The organism is Pseudomonas fluvialis (assembly GCF_002835605.1).
In the GTDB taxonomy this organism is placed as follows: domain Bacteria; phylum Pseudomonadota; class Gammaproteobacteria; order Pseudomonadales; family Pseudomonadaceae; genus Aquipseudomonas; species Aquipseudomonas fluvialis.
In genome coordinates this window covers 1-23,433 of sequence record NZ_PIYS01000028.1, presented here as the reverse complement: position 1 = coordinate 23,433, position 23,433 = coordinate 1, and the positions used below count along the sequence as shown (strand labels likewise).

18 protein-coding genes and 1 tRNA gene are annotated in these 23,433 nt (G+C 61.9%); 12 read left to right on the top strand and 7 right to left on the bottom strand.

Annotation, left to right across the window (positions count from 1 at the left end):
* The first annotated feature begins 125 nt into the window (after positions 1-125).
* Both CW360_RS14560 and CW360_RS14555 read left to right on the top strand, forming a co-directional pair.
* Positions 126-770 carry an MBL fold metallo-hydrolase gene (locus tag CW360_RS14560; RefSeq protein WP_101194210.1) on the top strand — a complete coding sequence of 215 codons (645 nt, stop codon included), beginning with the start codon at positions 126-128 and terminating at the stop codon, positions 768-770.
* An 80-nt stretch (positions 771-850) separates the two neighbouring features.
* Complete coding sequence (locus CW360_RS14555) at positions 851-1,528, top strand: YiaD family glycine zipper/OmpA-like lipoprotein (protein ID WP_101194239.1); 678 nt, start codon at positions 851-853, stop codon at positions 1,526-1,528.
* A 64-nt stretch (positions 1,529-1,592) separates the two neighbouring features.
* Here CW360_RS14555 and CW360_RS14550 read toward each other — a convergent pair whose 3' ends face one another.
* The 4 genes from CW360_RS14550 to CW360_RS14535 all read right to left on the bottom strand — a co-directional run bounded on the left by CW360_RS14550 (position 1,593) and on the right by CW360_RS14535 (position 5,737).
* The gene (locus CW360_RS14550; RefSeq protein ID WP_101194209.1) at positions 1,593-2,504 is read right to left on the bottom strand and encodes an acyltransferase; all 912 of its coding nucleotides are present in this window, start codon (positions 2,502-2,504) and stop codon (positions 1,593-1,595) included.
* Positions 2,505-2,592: 88 nt separating this feature from the next.
* Complete coding sequence (locus CW360_RS14545; protein WP_101194208.1) at positions 2,593-3,927, bottom strand: sigma-54-dependent transcriptional regulator; 1,335 nt, start codon at positions 3,925-3,927, stop codon at positions 2,593-2,595.
* 2 nt (positions 3,928-3,929) lie between these two features.
* The gene (locus tag CW360_RS14540; protein ID WP_245874731.1) at positions 3,930-5,525 is read right to left on the bottom strand and encodes a sensor histidine kinase; all 1,596 of its coding nucleotides are present in this window, start codon (positions 5,523-5,525) and stop codon (positions 3,930-3,932) included.
* Positions 5,522-5,737 (bottom strand): PP0621 family protein, encoded by a 216-nt coding sequence (locus CW360_RS14535; RefSeq protein WP_170307402.1) that lies wholly within the window; start codon positions 5,735-5,737, stop codon positions 5,522-5,524. Before CW360_RS14535 ends, CW360_RS14540 begins: the two co-directional genes overlap by 4 nt.
* A gap of 146 nt (positions 5,738-5,883) precedes the next feature.
* Between CW360_RS14535 and CW360_RS14530 the strand changes: the two genes are divergently transcribed.
* The 8 genes from CW360_RS14530 to CW360_RS14495 all read left to right on the top strand — a co-directional run bounded on the left by CW360_RS14530 (position 5,884) and on the right by CW360_RS14495 (position 17,881).
* On the top strand, positions 5,884-7,515 hold the full coding sequence (locus tag CW360_RS14530; protein ID WP_101194206.1) for an NAD+ synthase: 1,632 nt from the start codon (positions 5,884-5,886) through the stop codon (positions 7,513-7,515).
* 162 nt (positions 7,516-7,677) lie between these two features.
* Positions 7,678-9,360: a fatty acid--CoA ligase gene (locus tag CW360_RS14525; protein WP_101194205.1), complete on the top strand. Its 1,683-nt coding sequence runs from the start codon at positions 7,678-7,680 to the stop codon at positions 9,358-9,360.
* A 228-nt stretch (positions 9,361-9,588) separates the two neighbouring features.
* Complete coding sequence (locus CW360_RS14520) at positions 9,589-11,526, top strand: DUF1302 domain-containing protein (RefSeq protein WP_101194204.1); 1,938 nt, start codon at positions 9,589-9,591, stop codon at positions 11,524-11,526.
* 36 nt (positions 11,527-11,562) lie between these two features.
* On the top strand, positions 11,563-12,930 hold the full coding sequence (locus CW360_RS14515; RefSeq protein ID WP_101194203.1) for a DUF1329 domain-containing protein: 1,368 nt from the start codon (positions 11,563-11,565) through the stop codon (positions 12,928-12,930).
* 125 nt (positions 12,931-13,055) lie between these two features.
* Positions 13,056-15,776, top strand: coding sequence for a winged helix-turn-helix domain-containing protein (locus CW360_RS14510; protein ID WP_101194202.1), 2,721 nt, complete (start codon positions 13,056-13,058; stop codon positions 15,774-15,776).
* A 111-nt stretch (positions 15,777-15,887) separates the two neighbouring features.
* On the top strand, positions 15,888-16,259 hold the full coding sequence (locus CW360_RS14505) for a hypothetical protein (protein ID WP_093986005.1): 372 nt from the start codon (positions 15,888-15,890) through the stop codon (positions 16,257-16,259).
* Positions 16,260-16,396: 137 nt separating this feature from the next.
* Positions 16,397-16,642, top strand: coding sequence for a DUF2790 domain-containing protein (locus CW360_RS14500; protein ID WP_101194201.1), 246 nt, complete (start codon positions 16,397-16,399; stop codon positions 16,640-16,642).
* 123 nt (positions 16,643-16,765) lie between these two features.
* Positions 16,766-17,881, top strand: a complete 1,116-nt coding sequence (locus CW360_RS14495; RefSeq protein WP_207759386.1) for an HD domain-containing phosphohydrolase — start codon at positions 16,766-16,768, stop codon at positions 17,879-17,881.
* A 108-nt stretch (positions 17,882-17,989) separates the two neighbouring features.
* Here the strand turns inward: CW360_RS14495 and CW360_RS14490 are convergent, their stop codons facing one another.
* Positions 17,990-19,486: a CoA-acylating methylmalonate-semialdehyde dehydrogenase gene (locus CW360_RS14490; protein WP_101194200.1), complete on the bottom strand. Its 1,497-nt coding sequence runs from the start codon at positions 19,484-19,486 to the stop codon at positions 17,990-17,992.
* A gap of 65 nt (positions 19,487-19,551) precedes the next feature.
* Positions 19,552-20,898 (bottom strand): omega-aminotransferase AptA, encoded by a 1,347-nt coding sequence (aptA, locus tag CW360_RS14485; RefSeq protein WP_093986009.1) that lies wholly within the window; start codon positions 20,896-20,898, stop codon positions 19,552-19,554.
* A 103-nt stretch (positions 20,899-21,001) separates the two neighbouring features.
* On the opposite strand from aptA, the gene CW360_RS14480 reads away from it, so the two are divergent.
* Positions 21,002-21,922, top strand: coding sequence for a LysR family transcriptional regulator (locus tag CW360_RS14480; RefSeq protein WP_093986010.1), 921 nt, complete (start codon positions 21,002-21,004; stop codon positions 21,920-21,922).
* Positions 21,923-21,970: 48 nt separating this feature from the next.
* Positions 21,971-22,046: transfer RNA gene (locus tag CW360_RS14475), tRNA-Thr, on the top strand.
* A gap of 37 nt (positions 22,047-22,083) precedes the next feature.
* On the opposite strand, the gene CW360_RS14470 is transcribed toward CW360_RS14475, so the two are convergent.
* A complete protein-coding gene (locus CW360_RS14470) occupies positions 22,084-23,415 on the bottom strand; it encodes an IS4 family transposase (RefSeq protein WP_170307333.1) in 1,332 nt (443 codons plus the stop codon).
* Positions 23,416-23,433: the final 18 nt, after the last annotated feature.

The window sequence follows — 23,433 nt, the reverse complement described above, 5'->3', positions numbered from 1 at the left end:
CCAGGCAGCCTTCGGCCGATTTTGTCGCGAGACTGCTCCTGTGCTTGCCGAATATTGCGCGTGAAGCGTCATTGCACAACTTTCCTGCGCCGAACGCGCACGAACTACTTTGCTCTGGAGTACCTATGCCCGGTGAAACCCCCGCCCTGATCCGCGAAACCTTCCCTGTCGGGCCTTTGCAGTGCAACTGCACGATCATCGGCGACCCTGTGACCAAGACGGCCGTAGTGGTAGATCCGGGCGGCAATCCTGACCTGATCATGGCGCGTCTGGAGGCTCATGGGCTGAAGGTGGTGAGCATCATCCACACCCACGCCCATCTCGATCATTTTCTCGCTTCGGGGCAGATGAAGGAGAAGACCGGCGCGACCCTGCATTTGCATAAGGACGATCAGTTCCTCTGGGACAACCTGGAGATGCAGTGCCGCATGTTTGGTGTGCCTTACACGCCGGTGCCGGCGCCGGATCAGTGGCTCAGTGATGACGAGGAGCTGGCCTGCGGCTGTGGTGTGGCGTTGCACACGCCGGGTCATACGCCGGGCTCGATGAGCTTCTGGTTTGCCGATGCCAAGTTGCTGATTGCCGGTGACACGCTGTTCAAACGCGGTATTGGTCGCACGGATTTGTGGGGTGGCGATTACTCGACCATCGAGCGCTCGATTCGCCAGCGCCTGTATTGCCTGGACGAGGATGCCACCGTGGTCACCGGGCATGGCCCGGATACCCGGCTGGGCGACGAAATGCGTGACAACCCCTTCGTGCGTGCCTGAGCACGGAATCTTTTCCGCCCGGCGTGCTCCAATTCGGCAAGGCACTTGGCCTGGCTGTTGAATACGGGAGATTCACCATGATGTTCAGACCTTCGCGAATGCTCTTGCTGGCCACTGCCGTGGCATTGGGGGCTGGTTGTGCGGTGCAGAACCCTTATGTGCGCGATGACGGACAGATGCGCAAGTCGACCACCTACGGCACTGTCGGGGCGATTGCCGGTGCGGCGGTGGGGGCGGCGACGTCCAGCAAGAAGGACCGTACCAAAGGGGCGCTGATTGGCGCGGCCGTAGGTGCGGCGGCGGGTGGTGGCTACGGCTACTATGCCGACAAACAGGAAGCCGAGCTGCGCCGCAGCATGCAGGGAACCGGGGTCGAGGTGCAGCGCCAGGGAGACAATATCCAGCTGATCATGCCGGGCAACATCACCTTTGCCACCAACTCTGCCGATATCGCCGGCAACTTCTATGCGCCGTTGAACAACCTGGCCAACTCCTTCCGCCAGTACGACCAGAACAGCATCGAGATTGTCGGGCATACCGACAATGTGGGCGCTCACGCCTACAACCTGAATCTCTCGCAGCGTCGTGCGCAGAGTGTGGCCAGTTACCTGATGGCGCAGGGCGTTAACGGCATGCGTATTACCACGCGCGGCATGGGGCCTGACCAGCCGGTGGCCAGCAATGCCACAGAATCCGGACGGGCGCAGAACCGCCGTGTCGAGATCAATCTGCGGCCGTTGCCCAACGCGCAGTATTAACGTGTGTCGCTAGCAAAACGCCCCGCATCAGCGGGGCGTTTTCTTATCAGCGGAGCGTTAAGGATCAGCGGCGAATGACCGGATAACGCTGGTGCAGGTCCTGCAGTTGGCGATCCTTGGCTTGCCATAGCTGGTTGACCCACTGCTGGAACTGCAGACGGTACTGTTCATCGCTGTCGTAGCTTTTGCCCAGGAACTCGGCGGGAATTTCCAGGGTTTCCACGCGCATCACCACGCTGTGTACCTGGCCACTGAGCAGGCTCCAGAAGCTCGGGTTGCCGTCGGGATAGTGGAGGGTGACGTTGACCAGTGCGCTGAGCTGCTCGCCCATGGCGTCGAGGACGAAGGCGATACCGCCGGCCTTGGGCTTGAGCAGGTACTGGAAGGGTGACTGCTGCTGGCTGTGCTTGGCCGGGGTAAGACGGGTGCCTTCGAGAAAATTGAACACCGATACCGGATTGGTCTTGTAGCGCTCGCAGGCCTTGCGGGTGGTTTCCAGGTCCTTGCCCTGCTTTTCCGGGTATTTGGCCAGGTAGGCCTTGCTGTAGCGTTTCATAAAGGGGAATTCCAGCGCCCACCAGCACAGGCCGATCACTGGCACCCAGATCAGCTCCTGCTTGAGGAAGAACTTGAGCAGCGGAATGCGTCGGTTGCACTGGTATTGCAGCACCAGGATGTCCACCCAGCTCTGGTGGTTGCTGGTCACCAGGTAGGAGTGCTGCTTGTCCAGGCCCTGCAGGCCCTGCACGTCCCAGCGAATGGGTTGTACCAGGTCCATCCACAGGCTGTTGATGGCAATCCAGGTTTCCGCGATCCAGTGCATGACAAAGCGCAGTTGGCGCTTGATGAACGGGATGGGGATGAGCAGCTTGAGCAGGGCCAGGGCGAACAGCGGCCAGCACCAGAACAGGGTATTGGCTGCCAGGATCAGGCTGGCTATCAGGCCGCGCAGGGGGGCGGGAAGAAATCGCAGCATGGTGAGCTCTTTGCAGTTGAAAGTATCAATATGGTTAACGCTTGTTCACTGACCTGCAAGCCTCATGGTTGACCAGTCGGTCTTGGCTTCAGTCGATACCCAGCTTTTTCAGGCGGTAGCGCATGGAGCGAAAGCTCATGCCCAGGCGCTCGGCCGCGGCCGTGCGGTTCCAGCGGGTTTCTTCCAGCGCCTGCATGATCAGCTTGCGCTCGATGGCTTCCAGGTAGTCTTCCAGATTGTCGACCAGGGCCAGGCTGGTTTCGCCGCCGTCGCTGGGCAGGCTGCTATCAGCCAGGCGCAGATCGCGTGCCTCGATCCGCTCGTGCTCGCACAGGGTGTAGGCGCGCTCCAGCATGTTCTCCAGCTCTCGCACGTTGCCGGGGAAGCGGTAGCTCTGCAGCTTGGTGATGGCATCCTCGCTCAGTTGCACGTTGTTATGGCTGCACTGGTTGAGGCGTTGCAGCAGGACGCTGGCGAGCAACGGGATGTCCTCGCGGCGCTCGCGCAGCGGCGGTACGCGTAGCTCGATGACGTTCAGCCGGTAGAACAGGTCCTGGCGGAAGCGCCCGGCAGCCACCTCGGCAGCCAGGTCCTTGTGCGTGGCGCAGAGGATGCGCACATCCACCACCATTTCCTGTTGTCCGCCGACCGCCCGCACGGCTTTTTCCTGAATGGCGCGCAGCAGCTTGACCTGCATGCCTAGCGGCAGGTCGGCCACTTCGTCAAGAAACAGCGTGCCGCCCTGAGCCGCCTGGAACAGGCCCTGCTTGTCTTCGATGGCTCCGGTGAAACTGCCTTTCTTGTGGCCGAAGAATTCGCTTTCCATCAGCTCGGAAGGGATGGCCCCGCAGTTGACCGGCACGAACGGTTTGTCGGCGCGCGGGCCCTGCTCATGGATCAGGCGGGCGACCAGTTCCTTGCCACTGCCGGACTCGCCACTGATGTAGACCGGTGCCTGGCTGCGCGCCAGCTTGCCGATCTGGCTACGCAGCTGCTGCATGGGTGGCGAATTGCCGAGCAGCCGCTCGTCGCCGGGGGCATCGCCGGCCTGCTGCTCCTGCAGGCGCAAGGCGCTGTTGACCAGTTCGCGCAGGCGCGCCAGGTCCACCGGTTTGGTAACGAAGTCGAAGGCGCCGGCCTTGAGCGCGCCAATCGCGGTGTCCAGGCTGCCATAGGCGGTGATCATCGCCACCGGGGTTTGCGGGTAGCGCTGCTGGATGAACTGCACCAGTTCCAGACCGGTGCCATCGGGCAGGCGCATGTCGGTCAGGCACAGGTCGAACGGCTCGCGGGCCAGCCAGTCGCGTGCTTCGCGAACATTGCGGGCGCTGCGCGTATCGAGCTTCATGCGACCCAGGGTGATTTCCAGCAGTTCGCGAATGTCGGGCTCGTCGTCGACGATCAGGGCTCTCTGGCGGGTCATGCTCAGCTCAGTTTGCGTGGGTGGGCGAAGGTGATGCGGAAGCAGCTGCCGCCGCCTTCGCGGGGTTCATAGTCGAGGCGGGCCTGGTTGCTCTCGCACAGCTCGCGAGAAATATACAGGCCCAGGCCGGTCCCTTTGTTCTCGGTGGTAAAGAAGGGTTCGAAAATGTGCTGCAGTTGTTCCGGCTGCACGCCAGGGCCGTCGTCCAGCACTTCCAGTACTGGCAGATCACTGTCGCTGTCACGGAACAGTTTGAGCCAGACCTGGCCGTGCTTGTGGCGCTGGGCGCTATAACGCAGGCCGTTCTGTACCAGGTTGCTGATTACCTGGGTCAGCTGGTGCGGGTCCATGCGCGTCTGCAGGCTGCCGCTGCTGGTTTCCAGGTGCAGGCTGTACTTGTCGCTGGCGTGGTTGCTGCGGAAGTCGCTGGCGAAGCGATGTAGCCAGTATTTCAGATCGAGTAGCTGGGGTTCGGCCTGGCGTCGGCGTGACAGTTGCAGGACATTCTCGATCACCAGGTTCATGCGCCGCGAATGGTCCTGGATGATCTGCGCCAGGCGCTGGTCGGCGGGGTCCAGTGCCTCGGACTCCTGCAACAGTTGCGCGGCATGGCTGATGGCCCCCAGTGGGTTGCGGATTTCGTGGGCGATGCCGGCGGTCAGGCGTCCCAGTGACGCCAGCTTGAGTTGCTGGGCCTGCTGGGCGACCTGCGACAGGTCGTCGAGAAAGACCAGGGTGTGTGTCTGCCCGTTACGCTGCAGGGGAACAAAGCTGGGTTGCAGCAGTGGGCCCGTCGGCGAGGTCTGCAGACCTTCCGAACGTAGCGTCGGATTGATCAGCCATTGCTGCAGGCGGCGGATCAGCTCCGGGGCGAAGGGGTCGAGAATTTTTCCCACCAGCTTGTTCTTGCCGATCAGGCTCAGGGCGCCCTGGTTGGCCTGTAGAACCCGGTGCTGGCTATCCAGCACGAGAATGCCGGTGCGCATGCGCTGGATGATCAGCTCGTTGAGTTCTTCCAGGTTGGCCAGCTCGGCGGCGCGCTGCTCGGCCAGGCTCTCGCTCTGTTGCAGGCGCTTGGTCAGTCCCTGGACAAACAGGGCCACGGCAAAACATAGCGCGCCCAGACCGCCAGCCTGCAGGAACTGCCCGGCTGCCCCAGGATGGGCCAGGCTCAGATAAAAGGTCAGGTAGATGATGCCACTGGCCGCTGCCGCCGCGATCAGCAGGCCGATGCGTCCATGCAGCAGGATATTGGCGATCGCCACGGAGATGACCATCAGATGGCCGATACCGCTGGGGGTGCCGCCGGCAGCGTAGAACAGGGCGCCAAGCAGCAGGATATCGCCGAGCGCCAGGCTGAAGACCTGTAACAGGTGACGTGGGCGATTGACCAGCAGGGTCACCAGCAGGTTGAACCCCAGGTAGAACCAGCTGCCGTAGCGGAACAGCTGGGCGTGGGCCATGTTCAGCAACTGGTCGTCGAGGCTGCTGGCGATGAGCACCAGCAGCGCCAGGCCGATGCTCAGCCGGTAAAGATGGTACAGGCGCAGCAGGCGTCGTGCGGGGGCGCCGCTGAAAGCCAGGTCCTGCGGGCTCACGAACGATCCTGCGGGAGATGCTCGGGGCAGCAGTACCATTGCTGCTGGAAGGCAATCGCGCGCTGTTGCGGGACAAAGGCGGCACAGTGGGCGCAGCGCACCATCGGCTGACTGTCGCGTGGTGGCTGCCCGGCACTGCGTCGCAGGCGTCGCCACAGCCACAGGGCGGCCAGTATCAGGGCCAGCAGAATAACAAGACGGACAATACCCATGACAGGCTCGCAGGAAGATTGGGCTTGCAGTTTAGGGTGTCTGGCTGCGTTGCGGCAAACGCCTGGGCGCGTTGTCGGGGGCCAGGCAATGCGGGACAATGGCCGCCTTTGGCGGCCGCTGGGCCGTGTTTTTCTGGAGAGCGGCAATGACCCCGGCCTTGCGAGTCGTGATGGCCCAGCTCAACCTGCGGGTGGGCGATATCGATGGCAACGTGCAACGCATCATCGAGGTAGCGGCACAGGCCCGCCAGCAGCAGGCTGACCTGCTGGTGTTGCCGGAGTTGAGCCTGTGTGGCTATCCGCCCGAGGACCTGCTGCTGCGTGCGAGCATGCAGCGACGTATCGAGGCGGCTTTGCAGCGTCTCTGCCAGGACGTGCAGGGCATCAGCCTGCTGCTCGGTCTGCCCTGGCGTGAGGGTGAGCATTGCTACAACTGCGCCGTGTTGCTGGCCGACGGTCAGGTGCAGGCGCGCTATGCCAAGCAGCGCCTGCCCAACTACAAGGTATTCGATGAAAAGCGCTATTTCACGGCAGGGCAGCAGCCCTGTGTGGTCGAGGTCAAGGGGGTACGCCTGGGGCTGACCATCTGCGAGGATATCTGGCACGCCGAGCCCGCAGCGCAGGCCCGGGCCGCCGGCGCCGAGCTGTTGGTCAGCCTGAATGCCTCACCCTTTCATCTGGACAAGCAGGCCGAGCGCGAGCGCATGCTGGCGCAGCGGGCGAGTGAAGTGGCGCTGCCGATTCTGTATGTCAACCAGGTCGGCGGCCAAGACGAACTGGTATTCGATGGCGGTAGCTGCGTGATGGCCGCCGATGGTCGTGTGCTGCAGCGTGCACTGGCGTTTACGGAAAGCCTGGAGCAGGTGGACTGTTATCGCGAAGCCGGCACCCTGCGCGTGCAGGCGGGTGCTTGCGCGCCTTTGCCCGAGCTGGAGGCCTGTGTCTACCAGGCGCTGGTGCTTGGTGTGCGCGACTATGTGCGGAAAAATGGCTTCAAGGGGGTATTGCTGGGGCTGTCCGGCGGCATCGATTCGGCCCTGACCCTGGCGATCGCCGTTGACGCGCTGGGCGCCGATCGGGTGGACGCAGTGATGATGCCGTATCACTACACGGCGCAGATCAGTCTGGAGGATGCCGAAGCCGAGGCCCGTACGCTGGGCGTGAACTATCGGGTGTTACCGATTGCACCGATGGTCGAGGCCTTCATGAATACCCTGGAGCCGGTGTTTGCCGGTCGCCAGCGCGATACCACGGAAGAAAACCTCCAGGCGCGTTGCCGTGGCACCTTGTTGATGGCCATGTCCAACAAGCTGGGGTATCTGGTGCTGACCACCGGCAACAAGAGCGAGATGGCCGTGGGTTATGCCACCCTGTATGGCGACATGGCGGGTGGTTTCGATGTGCTCAAGGATGTGCCAAAGACCCTGGTGTTCCGCCTCTGCGAATACCGCAACAGCCTGGCCGGAGAGGTCATTCCGCAGCGGGTCATCGACCGTCCGCCTTCCGCCGAACTGGCGCCCGACCAGAAAGACGAGGATTCGCTGCCACCTTACCCCGTACTCGATGAAATCCTTCGCCGCTACGTCGAGGAAGATCAGTCCGCACAGGCCATCATTGCCGCCGGTTTTGCCGCCGACACGGTGCAGCGTGTACTGCGCCTGGTGGATATCAATGAGTACAAGCGCCGTCAGGCGGCCATTGGGCCGCGTGTTACCCAGCGTGGCTTCGGGCGTGACAGGCGTTACCCGATCAGTAACGGCTGGCGCATCGGCGATTAGTCTGTGGCCTGCCGGTAGCCGTTGATGTGGCGCGCTACCGGTCTGGCAAATCATTCCTTTGACTGATGAATCAGCATTGCCTGGCTGACTAGAGTGCAGCAAGCGTCGGCGCTATCCCGCCGGCGATGGCTTCTTCTACAACAACAAGTCCAAGGTAATGCCATGCTGCAGACCCGTATTCTCCCCGCGGCGGACAACGCCTACGCCTATCCCTTGCTGATCAAGCGCCTGTTGCTGTCGGGTGCACGCTACGAAAAAACCCGTGAAATCGTCTATCGCGACCAGTTGCGCTACAGCTATGCCACCTTCAACGAGCGTGTGGCGCGCCTTGCCAATGTGCTCAGCGCTGCGGGTGTAAAGGCTGGCGATACAGTCGCGGTGATGGACTGGGACAGCCATCGATACCTGGAATGCATGTTCGCCATCCCGATGATTGGTGCCGTGCTGCATACCATCAACATTCGTCTGTCGCCCGAGCAGATTCTCTACACCATGAATCATGCCGAGGACAAACTGGTACTGGTCAACAGTGAGTTTGTCGGCTTGTACCAGGCTATCGCCGGGCAGTTGACCACGGTGCAGAGCACCCTGCTGCTGAGCGATGCGGGTGAACAGAACGCCGCGCTACCGAACCTGCTGGGCGAGTATGAGAGCCTGCTGGCCGGGGCCTCCAGCCACTACGATTTCCCGGACTTCGACGAGAACTCGCTGGCGACTACCTTCTACACCACCGGCACCACAGGCAACCCTAAAGGGGTGTACTTCACCCACCGGCAACTGGTGCTGCATACCCTGTCGATGGCCAGTGTGCTCGGCAGCCTCGACAGTATCCGCCTGATGGGTACCGATGATGTGTACATGCCGATCACCCCGATGTTCCATGTGCATGCCTGGGGTGTGCCTTACGTAGCCACCATGCTGGGGGTCAAACAGGTCTATCCAGGGCGTTACGATCCGGAACTGCTGGTGCGCCTGTGGCGTGACGAGCAGGTGACGTTCTCTCACTGCGTGCCAACCATTCTGCAGATGGTCATGCATGCCAAGGCGGCTGAGGGTGTCGACTTTGCCGGATGGAAGCTGATCATCGGTGGCAGTGCGCTGAATACCTCGCTGTACCGTGCCGCCAAGGCCAAAGGGATCCAGCTGACAGCCGCCTACGGCATGTCGGAAACCTGTCCGCTGATTTCCTGTGCGCACATCAATGATGAATTGCGCGCAGCGGGTGACGACGAACAGGTCACTTACCGGGTCAAGGCCGGTATCCCGGTGCCCCTGGTGGACGCCGCACTGATGGATGCTGAGGGTCGTTTTCTGGCGCATGACGGGGAAAGCCAGGGCGAGCTGGTCTTGCGCGCGCCCTGGCTGACCCAGGGATACTTCCGCGAGCCGCAGAAGGGCGCCGAACTGTGGGAGCACGGCTGGATGCATACCGGCGATGTCGCCTGCATCGACAGCATGGGCTACATCGATATTCGTGACCGCATCAAGGATGTCATCAAGACTGGGGGAGAGTGGGTGTCCTCGCTGGAGCTGGAAGACCTGATCAGCCGGCACGCTGCGGTGCGCGAAGTGGCGGTGGTCGGTGTGCCCGATCCGCAGTGGGGAGAGCGGCCGTTTGCCTTGCTGGTGTTGCGCGATGGTCAGGCACTGGATGCACGGCAGCTCAAGGAACACCTGAAACCCTTTGTCGAGCAGGGGCATATCAACAAGTGGGCAATCCCGACTCAGGTGGCAATTGTTACCGAAATTCCCAAGACCAGCGTTGGCAAGCTGGATAAGAAACGTATTCGCCTGGATATCCAGCAATGGCAGGCTGCCGGTAGCCCGTTCCTGTCTACCCTGTAGCCTGCGCGGGTGCTGGGCTACAAAATGACTGCCGGGTCAAACGAGCGTTTGGCCCGCAATTTGCTGTCTATTAGCGATTCTGTGCGCTTGCCCCGTGCCAGAGCAGTTCGGGGCGGTTTAGCAGAGGCATCCGGGGGGTCGCAAATCACTCTTTCGAGGGATCAGGCGGCACCGCTCGCAAGCGATATAGTTCGTACATCCATAACAAAAACACATGGAGTAGCGTCGATGACCAAAACCAAGCAAACCTGGCGCCTGGCAAAACTGCCGCTGGCTGTCAGCCTCGCATCCACCCTTGCCGCCCCCGCCTTTGGCGTTACCTTCAACATTGGGGAAATTGAAGGTCAGCTGGACTCCTCGCTGTCGGTTGGTGCCAGTTGGTCGACGTCCAAGGCGGACAAAGACTTGATTGGCTTCAATAATGGTGGTCGCGGCCTGTCTCAGACTTCTGATGATTCCAAGCTCAACTTCAAGCGTGGGGAAACCTTCTCAAAGATTTTCAAAGGCGTGCATGACCTTGAGTTGAAATATGGCGATTCGGGGGTGTTTGTTCGTGGTAAATACTGGTATGACTTTGAGTTGAAAGATGAGTCGCGTCTGTTCAAGGATATCAGCGACAGCAACCGCAAAGAGGGTGCGCAGTCCTCGGGGGGTGAGATTCTCGATGCCTTTGTCTATCACAACTATTCCGTGATGGATCAGCCGGGTTCTGTTCGCTTGGGTAAGCAGGTAATTAACTGGGGTGAAAGTACTTTTATTCAAAACAGCATTAACTCTGTTAATCCTGTCGATGTATCTGCTTTCCGTCGCCCGGGGGCGGAGATCAAGGAAGGTCTGATTCCGGTTAATATGTTTTATATTGCACAGAGTCTGACTGATAATCTGTCTATGGAGGCATTTTATCAGTTGGAGTGGGATCAGACCGTGGTCGATAACTGCGGCACCTTCTTTGCGCAGCCGGATATTGTTTCTGATGGGTGTGCTGATAATCTTCGTGTATTACGCTCTCGCTCGTCTCTTCCTCCGACGGCGTTGGGGGCTGCAGGTCTATTTGGAGTAGATATAAACGGTGAGGGTGTTTTGGTTCGCCGTGCGCAAGATAGAGATGCTCGAGATGATGGTCAGTGGGGTTTGGCCTTCCGTTATATGTTTGAGCCTCTTGATACTGAGTTTGGCTTTTATGCTATGAATTATCATAGTCGTGCGCCTATTTTTAGTGCGCAAGCTGGCTCGGCTGCAGCATATGGTGCAATTGGCAGTTTTGTTAATGCTGATTTGGCTAGCCGTGCTGCTTTGGGGCCGATTCTTGCTGCTGGTGCAGGAAATTACTTCATTGAATATCCGGAAGATATTCGTCTATATGGTGTTAGCTTCTCTACTACGTTGCCTACAGGTACGGCGTGGAGTGGTGAGCTGAGTTATCGTCCAAATGCACCAGTACAGCTGAACTCGACTGATATTCTTTATGCGGGTCTTAAACCGTTGACTCAGCTCTCTGGGGCGGCAGGGCCCACTTACCAAGGGGCGGGCGTTGGTAATGTATCTCTTATTGATTCAGGCTTTGGCGCTACCGCAAACGGTTATCGGCGTAAAGAAATAACCCAGTTGCAGACTACTTTTACCCACTTCTTTGATCAGGTAATGGGAGCCTCGCGCTTGACCCTGGTTGGTGAAGTTGGTGTTGTCCATGTTGGTGGTTTGGAAAATAGTCGTGAACTGCGTTACGGTCGTGATCCGATTTACGGGCCAGGTCCTTTGAATGGGAACTATGCGATTGCTGGCGTTGGTGTCTTCCCTGCTTGTCAAGGTCTGAACGTGTCGACGCTGGGTAATAACCGCAATGGTGAAAACGTCAGTGAGTTCTGTGAGGATGATGGCTTCACCACTAGCACTTCGTGGGGCTACCGCGCGCGCGCGATTTGGGACTACCCCGATGTATTCGCGGGTGTAAACCTGCGTCCGAGTGTGGCCTGGTCGCATGACGTCGATGGCTACGGCCCCAACGGCCTGTTTACTGAAGGTGCCAAGGCAGTCAGCCTGGGTCTGGAAGCGGAATACCAGAACACCTACACCGCCAACTTGGCAGTTACCGAGTTCTTCGGTGGCAAGTACAACACCTCGGTTGACCGTGACTTCGTCTCGCTCAGCTTCGGTATGAACTTCTAATTTGTGCAGATCATCAGAATAAGGACGAAAGATACGATGAAAGCCAAGAAACTCCTGCTGCAAACCGGTGTGCTGGGCCTGTCCCTGCTGGCGAGCAGCGTGATGGCAGCGGTTTCTGCCGATGAAGCCGCCAAGCTGGGCACTACCCTGACTCCGCTGGGTGCGGAAATGGCTGGCAATGCCGACGGCACCATCCCGGCCTGGACCGGTGGTCTGCCGAAGAATGCGGGTGCTGTGGATGCGCGTGGCTTCCTGCAGGATCCGTTTGCCAGCGAGAAGCCGCTGTTCGTCATCACTGCCGAGAACGTCGAGCAGTACAAGGACAAGCTGACCCCCGGCCAGCTGGCCATGTTCAAGCGTTATCCGCAAAGCTACCGCATGCCGGTTTACCCGACTCACCGTAGCGCCACCGTGCCGGATAGCGTGATCGAAGCGACCAAGCGCAATGCCACCAACACCGTGATGGTGCAGAACGGCAACGGCCTGGCCAACTTCGATACCGCCAACCCGTTCCCGATCCCGCAGAACGGTCTGGAAGTTATCTGGAACCACATCACCCGTTACCGGGGTGGTAGCGTCAAGCGTTTCGTGACCCAGGCCACTCCGCAGGCCAACGGTTCCTACTCGCTGGTCTACTTCGTTGACGAGTTCACCTTCCGTGGTGCGCTGGCCGACGTGGACAAGAGCAAGGAAAGCAACGTGCTGTTCTACTTCAAACAGCGCGTAACTGCTCCGTCGCGTCTGGCCGGTAACGTACTGCTGGTTCACGAGACCCTCGACCAGGTCAAGGAACCGCGTCTGGCCTGGCTGTACAACGCCGGTCAGCGTCGTGTACGTCGTGCTCCGCAGGTGTCCTATGACGGTCCGGGTACCGCCGCCGACGGCCTGCGTACTTCCGACAACTTCGACATGTACAACGGTGCTCCGGATCGCTACGAGTGGAAGCTCAACGGCAAGAAGGAAATCTACATTCCCTACAACACCTACAAGCTGGACTCGCCGGACCTGAAGTACGCCGACGTGATCAAGGCTGGCCACATCAACCAGGACCTGAGCCGTTACGAGTTGCACCGCGTATGGCACGTGACCGCTACCCTGAAGCAGGGTGAGCGTCACATCTATGCCAAGCGTGACTTCTTCATCGACGAAGATACCTGGCAAGCCAGTGCCATCGACCACTACGACGGCCGTGGCACCCTGTGGCGTGTTGCCGAAGCGCACAACCAGTACTACTACAACCATCAGGTACCGTGGTACACCGTGGAAACCCTGTATGACCTGCTGTCCGGTCGTTACCTTGCCCTGGGCATGAAGAACGAAGAGAAGCAGGCCTACGAGTTTGGCTTCCCGGCCAAGGAAAGCGACTACACCCCGGCGGCCCTGCGCCAGGCGGGCGTGCGCTAAGCCTCGCTGTATGAAGAACCGGCCCCTGGTGGGCCGGTTTTTTTATGCCTATGGAAAACCCCGCTTTGCCCGCGCGAGGGCTCAAGGTAAGGTGTGCGGCACGTGGGATAGCAGGGATTTGCGCAATGAATGACGGCTTGGCAGGCAGTTCGGTGATGATTGAGACGGCCAGCTCTTTCTATCGCCCCCCCTTGCCACCGGGCTACCTGTCGCGTCCGCAGTTGTGCCAGCGTCTGCACGCGGGGCTGACTGGACGGCTGCTGCTGATCAGCGCTCCGGCGGGCTTCGGCAAGAGCTCGCTGGCCATCGAGTGCTGTGAAACCTTGCCAGCCCCCTGGCATTCCCTGTGGCTTGGGCTCAGTGCGCGCGATGCCGATCCCGGGCGTTTCCTTGAGCGACTGTTGCTTGGCTTGCGTGAACAGCGCGCGGGCTTTGGCGAGGAAGCACTGGTTCAGTTGCGCTTGCGCCAGCGTCACCAGCCCTTCGCCTTCGAACAGTGGCTGGGCGAGCTACTCGATGAGTGGCAAGCACTCCCGCAGGCGTCGGCTCCGTTGTTGTTGGTGCTGGACGACTACCATCTGGCGCAGGGTGAGGTGCTGGATCGTTGCCTGCAGTTTCTGCTCAACCACCTGCCCCAGGGGTTGCTGCTGCTGGTGACCAGTCGTCAGCGCCCTGACTGGCACCTGGCGCGCCTGCGCCTGGCCCGGCAACTGCTGGAGCTGCAGGAACAGGACCTGCGGCTGAGTGATGCCGAGATGCTCGATCTGGCGCGTGCGCAGGGGGCTGGCCTGCCCGCTGAGCTGCTGAGTGCGCTGCTGGCGCGTAGTGAAGGCTGGGTGGCGGGCTTGCGCCTGTGGCTGCTGGCGGCGCAGGAGTCAGCCGAACCGGCGCTGCTGGAGCGTGGCCTGCAGGGTGACCAGGGACTGATCCGTGACTACCTGCTGGAAGAGGTGATCGAGCGGCAGAGCGCGGAGGTGCAGGGGTTTTTATTGCGCACCGCTTTTCTTGAGCGCTTCTGCGCAGAGCTCTGCGATGCACTGCGCGATGCCCATGACAGCCAGCCGATCATTGCCCAGTTACAGGCCAACCAGGTGTTTCTCGTGCCGCTCGACGAGCAGGGCCGCTGGTTTCGTTATCACCACCTGTTCTCCGACCTGTTGCGCAACCGTCTTGAGCAGGCTGGCGAGCCGCTGGCCGGCCTGCATCTGCGCGCCTGCCGCTGGTTCAGTGGCCAGGGGCTGCTGGATGAAGCGATTGACCAGGCATTGCGTGCCGGTCATCCAGAGGTGGCGGCCAGCCTGGTGCAGAATCTTTCCGAAGAGCAACTGTTGGCGGAACAGAATGTCGGGCAACTCTTGCGCTGGAAGATGGACCTCCCCGACAGCCTGCTGGCCAGCACGCCGCGCCTGATCATCCTCTACGGCTGGGCGCTGGCGCTGGCCTGCCAGCTGGATGCGGCTGAAGAACTCAGCGACTGTCTGGCGCGCTTCCTGCCGGCACGTGACGGCGCGAGCCAGCAGGGCTTGCTGCAACAGTGGCTGGCACTCAGCGGCTTCATTGCCCGCGGGCGCGGTGATACCCGACGTGCCGAAGCCTATTGCAGCGAGGCGCTGGCCAGTGGCGGGCATGAACAAGCCGGGCAGCGCCTGCTCTGTTTGTCGACCCTGGCCAACCTGGCCGTGGCGCGTGGCGACCTGTGGCGGGCGCGCGGCCTCAATCGCGATGCCCTGGAGCTGGCCCAGCGCATGGGCAATCCGTTGTTCGAGGCGCTGGCCTACTATGACCGCGCGCGCGTGTTGCAAGCGCGTGGCGAAGTGCGCCGCGCCTTGGCTGAGATCCATGCCGGGCAGGCACTGCTCGCCGACCTGCCGGCCCAGCGGCATTACGCGATTCGTGCACGCCTGGCCCTGTACCAGGGTTACCTGCTGACCCTGCAAGGTGACTGGCAAACCGGCGAAGCCTGCTTTGCCGCCGGTATCCACGAGGCGCGGCAGTGTCGTGATATCAGTCTGCTGCTGGGCTATTGTGTGCTGGCGCGGAGTGCTGGCTGGCGTCAGGATTTCAATGCGGCTTTCGCCCAGCTGGCTGAGGCGGAACGGCTCATGCACAGCTGGGATGTTCCGCCGGTGTACTACCTGGCGATGATTACCCTGGTCAAATGTGAGCTGTGGCTGGCCCAGGGGCAGCTGGAGATGGCTGCTGCCTGGCTGGCTCGTCTGGCTCTGACCTACAGTGGCGAAGAAGCGGCGGCAGCGCCGGAATTCCACCCGCAACTGCCCCTGCATATCCAGCTCTATCAGGCTCGCCTGGCTCACCTGCAAGGGGATGATGCGCAGGCTGAGCGGCGTCTGCGCGGGCTGATAGGGCAGGCGCAGAGCCAAGGCGGCCAGCTGCTGGCACTGATTGCGCAGACCCGGCTGTTCAGCCTGCTGCAGGGCGCCGGGCGCTCGGTCGAGGCGCAGCAGGTGCTGGGCGACGCCTTGCAGGTGGCCGAGGGTGGGGCACTGATGCCACTGCTGGAGTTGTTGCAGCGACAACCGGAAACCTGGCGTGGCGCCCTGCAAGCCTGCGCGCCTGGCCCGCTACGCGACCAGTTGCTCGGTTACCTGCCAGTGCTTTCCAGTCCACTGCCGGTCACCCCAGGCAACCTGACCGAACCGCTGTCTGGTCGAGAGAGCGATGTATTGCGTCTGATCGCCCAGGGCTACTCGAATCAGCAGATCAGCGAGCGACTGTTCATCTCGTTGCATACGGTGAAAACCCACGCCCGGCATATCAACAGCAAGCTCGGCGTGGAGCGGCGCACCCAGGCCGTGGCGCGGGCCAAGGAACTGGGCCTGCTGTAAAGAAGAAATTACCTGGCAGCGGTGCAACTTGCTCAGGGCGGCGCAGGTCATATCAGGCAACCGCAGCGCCAGTCGGCGCGCGGTATTTCCTGTCCCCTGAGGAGATTCGCCATGTTGCGTCATCTGCCCCCTGTGGCTGTGTTGTCAGTCGGTTTGCTGCTGGCGGGTCATACCCAGGCCGGCGAACGGGAAGCCTGGATCATCGGAACCGTGGCGGGCGTGGCACTTGGCTCGGTGCTCGCCGGGCAGCGCCATGAGGCACCGCGCCAGCAGGGTTACGCGCCGCAGTCCGGCTACTACGGACGAGCGCATGGCCAGCCCCAGGGGTTTGCCCGCTGGGAGCAGCGGCGCGAGCAGCCGTCCCACTACCATCGTCCGCACAAGCCGCGGCAGGCCTATCGGCAGGGTTACCAGCAGGGTTATCAGCAGGGCCTGCGTGATGCTGGCCGGCACAGCTATTACTACGCACCACCGCGTTGGTAGGCCTGTCAAGCGATAGCCACTATTGGCAAAAGTGATTTCAAGTCGTGCATGCGGCTCCCTAGCATCTGCCCCGTACTCACCGCCAGCGACCAGCCCGGCCCTGGCGGGATTCTGTTATCAGCACGAGGTTACGACAGATGCACTATGCCTTTACCGTCCTGCTGGCCCTTGGCCTGCTCGGCAACGCTCACGCTTCGGATACGCCTATTGAGGATTACCACTACGGCCAGGCTCTGGACATTGCCCAGGTACTGCGTGTGGAAACCGACACCAGCAAGCACTGTGGTCCCGTGGAGGCGCGTATGACCTACCGCGACTCCAAGGGTGCCGAGCGCGTATTGCGCTACCGCACCCTGGCCGATGCCTGCAGCACGCAGAACTGATCGGACGCTTGTGGCACCGGCGCCAGGAGGCGTCGGATGCCGAACGGACTACTGGCGAGATACTGTGCCTGCCCGCGTGACTTGGCTAAGCTTCCCTGTACGGACAGCATGTGGGGGCAAGGTATGTCGCAGCTTCACCAATGGCAGGAGCAGGGGCCGCTACAGCACAAGCTGCAACAGCTCCTGCACACCCTGCAACAGAAGTATCCCGAAGTGCAGCGCCTGGCTGTGGCGCTGTATGACCATGGCAGCGATTGGGTAAAAACCTTCGTCGCCGTGGAAAACGGCGCCAATGCCTTGCCCTTCTATCATGCGCGCCTGCATGACACGACCTGGTTGCAGACGGTGGCGGCGAGCCAGACGCCGCGGGTGATCAACGACTTCAGCGTGCTGGAAGACAGCCACAAACAGCATGTTCAAGCCCTGCTGGAAGCCGGCTACCGGGCCAGTTACACCCTGCCGATGTGCGTGAACGGCTATTTCTTCGGCTTTGTGTTCTTCAATGCCCGGCAAGCCGGAACCTTTCAGGGGGCGCTGCTCAGCGAGCTGGACGTGCTTGGCCACCTGGCCAGCCTGATGGTCTACAACGAACGCTCCAGCGTGCGTACGCTGCTCGCCACACTCAAGTCGGCGATGAACCTGACCCACGCGCGTGACCCGGAAACCGGCAACCACCTGGAGCGCATGTCGCGCTATGCGCGGCTGATCGCCCAGGGTATCGCCCCGGCCAAGGGGCTGGATGACAGCTTTGTCGAGCACATCTACCTGTTCGCGCCGCTGCATGACCTGGGCAAGATCACCGTCCCCGACCGCGTACTGCTCAAGCCCGGCCGCTTGGACGACGAAGAACAGCGCATCATGCGTGAGCATGCCCGCGCCGGCCTGCAGCTGATCGACCAGTTGCTGGACAACTTCGGCCTGGCCAGCGTCAGCCAGGTGCCGATGTTGCGCAATATCGTCATGCACCACCATGAGCTCTATGACGGCACGGGCTATCCCTGTGGCCTGGTAGGCGAGGGGATTCCCCTGGAGGCGCGCATCGTCACGGTGGCTGATGTGTTCGATGCGTTGACCAGCGAGCGCCCCTACAAGCAGGCCTGGAGCAATACCGAGGCGTTTGCCTGGATGGCCGCGCGTGCCGGGCAGATGTTCGACCCGGCCTGCCTGCAGGCATTGCAGGCGCGCGCCGAGGAAGTGGCGCATATCCAGCAGTGTTTCCGTGAGAACGTGTTCGGCTGAAGGCGCGCCTGTGGGGTGAATAGCGCTGTACTTCTCAGCATTACGATACCTACGAAAATTCGCACGGCATGAGAAAGGGCCAGTCCTGCGACCAGCCCTGTGTGCCGCTTAACCGTTACTCGGGAAAGCGAACTGCGCCGCTTCGTGGCTGGCGCGCTGCGGCCAGCGCTGGGTAATGGTCTTGCGCTTGGTGTAGAAGCGCACACCGTCCGGGCCGTAGGCATGCAGGTCGCCAAACAGCGAGCGCTTCCAGCCGCCGAAGCTGTGGTAGCTCACCGGCACCGGCAGCGGCACGTTGACGCCGACCATGCCCACCTCGATCTCGTCGCAGAACAGCCGGGCGGCTTCGCCGTCGCGGGTGAACAGGCAGGTGCCATTGCCGTACTCGTGGTCGTTGATCAGTTGCATGGCCTGCTCAAGGCTGGCGGCGCGCACCACGCAGAGCACCGGGCCGAAGATTTCCTCCTGGTAGATGCTCATCTGCGGGGTCACCTGGTCGAACAGCGTACCGCCGACGAAGTAGCCGTCCTCGCAGCCCGGCACCACCAGTTGCCGGCCGTCGACCACCAGCTTGGCGCCTTGTGCCACGCCGGCATCGATATAGCCCTTGACCTTGTCACGTGCGGCGGCGCTGACCAGCGGGCCCATGTCCAGGCCGCAAGCGGTGCCGGCGCCGATCTTCAGCGCCTGAATCTTCGGCACCAGGCGCTCGATCAGTGCGTCGGCGACCTGATCACCGACCGCTACCACCACCGAGATGGCCATGCAGCGTTCGCCACAGGAGCCGTAGGCCGCACCCATCAGCGCATTCACGGCGTTGTCCAGGTCGGCATCCGGCAGCACCACGGCGTGGTTCTTCGCGCCACCGAGGGCCTGCACGCGCTTGCCGTGTTTGTTGGCTTCGCGGTAGATGTACTCGGCGATCGGCGTGGAGCCGACGAAGCTGATGGCCTTGACCTCGGGGGCTTCGATCAGGGCGTCCACGGCGGCCTTGTCGCCATTCACCACGTTGAGCACGCCCTTGGGCAGGCCGGCTTCATGCAGCAGTTCGGCAATCAGCAGGGTCGAGCTGGGATCGCGCTCGGACGGCTTGAGGATGAAGCAGTTGCCGCAGACGATAGCCAGCGGGTACATCCACAGCGGCACCATGGCCGGGAAGTTGAACGGGGTGATGCCGGCGACTACACCGAGCGGCTGGAAGTCGCTCCAGCTGTCGATGGCCGGGCCAACGTTGCGGTTGTATTCGCCCTTCAGCAGCTCCGGTGCGCCACAGGCGTACTCGACGTTCTCGATGCCGCGCTGCAGTTCGCCCAGCGCATCTTCCAGGGTCTTGCCGTGCTCTTCGCTGATCAGCGCGGCGATCTTGTCCTTGTTGGCCTCCAGCAACTGCTTGAAGCGGAACATCACCTGCGCGCGTTTGGCCGGCGGGGTATTGCGCCAGGCGGGAAAAGCCGTCTGGGCGGCCTCGATGGCCTGTTGGACGGTGCTCGCGTCGGCCAGTTCGACCTGACGGATGGCGGCGCCCAGCGCCGGGTTGTAGACCGCAGTCGTGCGGCCGCTGCGGAAGACGATTTCGCCGTTGATCAGGTGGGCGATGGTGCTCATGGCATGGCTCTCGTAGGGGGTATGCGGAACACCCCTCGCCCGTGGCGGGCGAGGGGCAGGGCGTATCAGTCGAGGCTGTTCAGGACATCGCCGACGGCATTGAACAGGCTGTCCAGTTGCTCCGGACGGGTGTTGAAGGTCGGGCCGAACTGCAGGCAATCGCCGCCAAAGCGCACGTAGAAGCCGGCTTGCCACAGCTTGAGGCCGGCTTCGTAGGGGCGGATCACGGCGTCGCCATCGCGTGGCGCCAGTTGCAGGGCGCCGGCCAGGCCGCAATTGCGGATGTCCAGCAGGTGTCGGCTGCCCTTGAGGCCATGCAGCTTGTCGGCGAACTGCGGGGCCAGTTCGGCGGCCTGCTGTACCAGCTGTTCCTGCTGCATCAGTTGCAGGGTGGCCAGGCCGGCGGCGCAGGCGACCGGGTGGGCGGAGTAGGTATAACCGTGGCTGAACTCGATCATGTGCGGCGCGGCCGGCTGCTGCATGAAGGTCTGGTAGATCTCCCGTGAGGCGATCACCGCGCCGAGCGGCACTGCGCCGTTGGTGATCTGCTTGGCGGTATTCATGATGTCCGGGGTAACGCCGAAGTACTCGGCACCGCTCCAGGTACCCAGGCGGCCGAAGGCGGTGATCACTTCGTCGAAGATCAGCAGGATATTGTGCTGCGTGCAGATCTCGCGCAGGCGCTGCAGGTAGCCCTTGGGCGGCACGATCACCCCGGCCGAACCGGACATCGGCTCGACGATCACCGCGGCGATGTTCGAGGCGTCGTGCAGTTCGATCAGTTTCAGCAGTTCATTGGCCAGCTCCACGCCGCCGGTTTCGGCCATGCCGCGGGTGTACGCCAGGTGCGGTTGCAGGGTGTGCGGCAGGTGGTCGGCGTCCATCATCTGGCCGAACATCTTGCGGTTGCCGCCGATGCCGCCGAGGCTGGTGCCGGCGATGTTCACGCCGTGGTAGCCGCGGGCGCGGCCGATGAACTTGCTCTTGCTCGGCTGACCTTTCAGGCGCCAGTAGGCGCGGGCCATTTTCACTGCCGTGTCGGCGCACTCGGAGCCGGAGCCGGTGAAGAATACATGGTCGAGGTCGCCGGGCATCAGCGCGGCAATCTGTTCGGCCAGGCGGAACGACAGCGGGTGGCCGTACTGGAAGCCCGGCGAGTAGTCCAGGCTGCCCAGTTGCTGGGCCACCGCCTGCTGGATTTCGCTGCGGCAGTGGCCGGCGCCGCAGGTCCACAGGCCGGACAGGCTGTCGAACACCTGGCGACCCTGGTCATCGATCAGGGTGTTGCCGTGGGCGCCGACAATGATGCGCGGATCGCGCTGGAAGGCGCGGTTGGCGGTAAAGGGCATCCAGTGGGCGTCCAGCTTGAGCTGGCTGGCGACGACGGGGTCGGCGCGGTGCGGCAGGTTCATGGCAGGTCTCGCAGGCGGCGGGAAGGGTTGCCGGCAGCGTGCCATGGGCATAAAGTCAGTAAAACATGGCTTTTATGATGTTCAGTTAAGGTTCTGCTAAACAATGCCTGCAGCACGCCCGCATACCCTGGCCCAGGTCAGCGATTTCGATGTACGCCTGCTCAAGCTGTTCCGCAGCGTGGTGGAGTGCGGTGGCTTCGCCGCGGCGGAAGGTGCGTTGGGCATTGGCCGCTCGGCGATCAGCCAGCAGATGGCCGATCTTGAACAGCGCCTGGGCTTGCGCCTCTGCCAGCGCGGGCGCGCCGGCTTTGCGCTTACCGAGGAGGGCCGCGAGGTATACCAGGCCACCTTGCAACTGCTCGCCGCGCTGGAGAGTTTCCGCACCGAGGTCAACGGCCTGCATCAGCAGCTGCGCGGCGAACTGAACATTGGCCTGACCGACAACCTGGTGACGGTGCCGCACATGCGTATCACCCATGCGTTGGCGCGGCTTAAAGAGCTGGGCCCGCAAGTGCCGATCAACATCCGCATGACCACTCCGGGCGAGGTGGAGCAGGGCGTGCTGGATGGCAGCCTGCAAGTGGGCGTGGTGCCGCAGGTGGGCGCGTTGTCCGGGCTGGACTATCGCCCGCTCTATGACGAGCGTGCCTTGCTGTACTGCGCGGTGGGCCACCCGCTGTTCCTTATCGAGGACGCCCAGCTGGAGGATGCGCGCCTGGACAGCCAGGATGCCATCGCCCCGACCTTCCGCCTGCCTGCCGAAGTGCAGGGCCATTACCAGCGGCTGAACTGTACGGCCAGCGCCTCGGACCGCGAAGGCATGGCCTTCCTGATCCTCACCGGGCGTTATATTGGCTACCTGCCCGACCACTACGCGGCGGCCTGGGTGCAGCAGGGCCGCCTGCGCGCACTGAAAGCCGAGACGCGCAGCTACGCGATCACCCTAGCTGCAGTGACGCGCCGCGAGCGTCGCCCGCATCGCGTGCTGGAGGCGTTTTTACGGGCCCTGGAGGAAACGGCCTGAGCAAGCGCCTTGCCGCTGGCCGGCAGTTTTGCTACAAAGCAGCCCCTGGCCGGTGTAGCTCAGTCGGTAGAGCAGCTCATTCGTAATGAGAAGGTCGCAGGTTCGATTCCTGTCTCCGGCACCATGGACACAAAAAAGCCCGCAGTGATGCGTAATGCTGTTCACTTAAGCGGAGCAGCCTTTCGATCCACTGGATAACGGGTCTTTGAGATCTTCACCGTCCTTGGTCTTGATGGCCTTGGACGGTGATCCAGAAACAGCCCACCGATTCCTGCTCTCAGCTCCGACAATCGTGTTCCTGTTGCTGAAATCGGGTTGGCCGCCGCCATCACGATCAATTGCACGGCGATGTATTGAGCTACTGGTTTGAAGCGGATGTCGCCCGGAGAGCGGCCGAAGGCGACGGCTGCCTGACCGGCTTCGCGGCGGATGATGTTGTAGGCCAACAACAAGCCCCAGACCTCCTGGTAGACCAGCTCCGTTACCTTGCTGCGCAGGGTCATCGCATTCTGCTGCAGAGAGCTTTTGATATCCCGGAAGCCCAGCTCGATCTCCCAGCGCTCCTGATACAGCTTGGCGATGGTCTTGGCGCTGTAAGTATCCGCAGGCAGCGAGGTGAGCACTGTCTTGATCTTGTCCTTCACGGCGTAGCTGACTTCACGTACCTCCCAGTGCGTCGGCAGGTCGGGGTTGCGCTTTCGTGCCTGTGCCGACACCTTCATGCGCAGCAAACGATCGCCCTTGCCGTAACGAGCGACTTCCTCGCCAACCAGCCCTTGGCGGGCCGGAATCAGCCAGTGCCGGCTTTCCCCTGCGGCGCCCAGGCGCAACAGCAAGTCGGCACTCCAGAAGCCCTTATCGAACAGCGTCACCGACTGATTGGGAATCTGCTGCATAAACTCATCGGCCAAGCGCATCTCACTGCGCCGGTAGGGACTCACCTGCGCATCCAGAATCAGGTGCGAGCGCACGTTCATCAGGGCTACCAGTCGCAGCATGGGAAACGGCGTCTGGCGCTCGGTGGAGGTATTGCCGGAGCCGAAATGCTCTCGGAGTTCAGGCGTGTCTGGGGTGCGCAGGAGTGCGCCATCCACGGCCAATACTTGCAGGCCCTGCCAGGTATCGCCCTCATAGCGCTCGCAACCCCACTGGTTACCCGTCTGACGAAACAGCCACTCAACCGGATCGGCACCCAATCGTTTACGCGCCTCGGTGACACCGCTTCGGGCCAGCAGGTCGTGAGAGGCCAGCCCCTGGGCACAGATATTCAGGCGTCGTGCGACCTCATGCACCGGCTCGTCACGGAACAAGGCCATGCCAAGCACCAGCCAGAGCACCTGATCGCTGGGCAGACGCCGCCGCCTTATGGTGGCCTGGGCGGACAAGTCCAGAGCGGATGCCACCCACTCGATCGGGATGTTTTGGGTGAAGGTGCTCAGATCCGAGAAGTTGAACAGTTCACCTAAGTCGAGCAGTTGCTGTTGCAGAGACATAAAAAATCCGATGCCAGG

Excerpts from the sequence above, each read along its gene's own strand:
- CW360_RS14560 (WP_101194210.1), top strand. The coding sequence starts at position 126 with ATGCCCGGTGAAACCCCCGCCCTGATCCGCGAAACCTTCCCTGTCGGG.
- CW360_RS14555 (WP_101194239.1), top strand. The coding sequence starts at position 851 with ATGTTCAGACCTTCGCGAATGCTCTTGCTGGCCACTGCCGTGGCATTG.
- CW360_RS14550 (WP_101194209.1), bottom strand. The coding sequence starts at position 2,504 with ATGCTGCGATTTCTTCCCGCCCCCCTGCGCGGCCTGATAGCCAGCCTG.
- CW360_RS14545 (WP_101194208.1), bottom strand. The coding sequence starts at position 3,927 with ATGACCCGCCAGAGAGCCCTGATCGTCGACGACGAGCCCGACATTCGC.
- CW360_RS14535 (WP_170307402.1), bottom strand. The coding sequence starts at position 5,737 with ATGGGTATTGTCCGTCTTGTTATTCTGCTGGCCCTGATACTGGCCGCC.
- CW360_RS14530 (WP_101194206.1), top strand. The coding sequence starts at position 5,884 with ATGACCCCGGCCTTGCGAGTCGTGATGGCCCAGCTCAACCTGCGGGTG.
- CW360_RS14525 (WP_101194205.1), top strand. The coding sequence starts at position 7,678 with ATGCTGCAGACCCGTATTCTCCCCGCGGCGGACAACGCCTACGCCTAT.
- CW360_RS14520 (WP_101194204.1), top strand. The coding sequence starts at position 9,589 with ATGACCAAAACCAAGCAAACCTGGCGCCTGGCAAAACTGCCGCTGGCT.
- CW360_RS14515 (WP_101194203.1), top strand. The coding sequence starts at position 11,563 with ATGAAAGCCAAGAAACTCCTGCTGCAAACCGGTGTGCTGGGCCTGTCC.
- CW360_RS14510 (WP_101194202.1), top strand. The coding sequence starts at position 13,056 with ATGAATGACGGCTTGGCAGGCAGTTCGGTGATGATTGAGACGGCCAGC.
- CW360_RS14505 (WP_093986005.1), top strand. The coding sequence starts at position 15,888 with ATGTTGCGTCATCTGCCCCCTGTGGCTGTGTTGTCAGTCGGTTTGCTG.
- CW360_RS14500 (WP_101194201.1), top strand. The coding sequence starts at position 16,397 with ATGCACTATGCCTTTACCGTCCTGCTGGCCCTTGGCCTGCTCGGCAAC.
- CW360_RS14495 (WP_207759386.1), top strand. The coding sequence starts at position 16,766 with ATGTCGCAGCTTCACCAATGGCAGGAGCAGGGGCCGCTACAGCACAAG.
- CW360_RS14490 (WP_101194200.1), bottom strand. The coding sequence starts at position 19,486 with ATGAGCACCATCGCCCACCTGATCAACGGCGAAATCGTCTTCCGCAGC.
- aptA (WP_093986009.1), bottom strand. The coding sequence starts at position 20,898 with ATGAACCTGCCGCACCGCGCCGACCCCGTCGTCGCCAGCCAGCTCAAG.
- CW360_RS14480 (WP_093986010.1), top strand. The coding sequence starts at position 21,002 with ATGCCTGCAGCACGCCCGCATACCCTGGCCCAGGTCAGCGATTTCGAT.
- CW360_RS14470 (WP_170307333.1), bottom strand. The coding sequence starts at position 23,415 with ATGTCTCTGCAACAGCAACTGCTCGACTTAGGTGAACTGTTCAACTTC.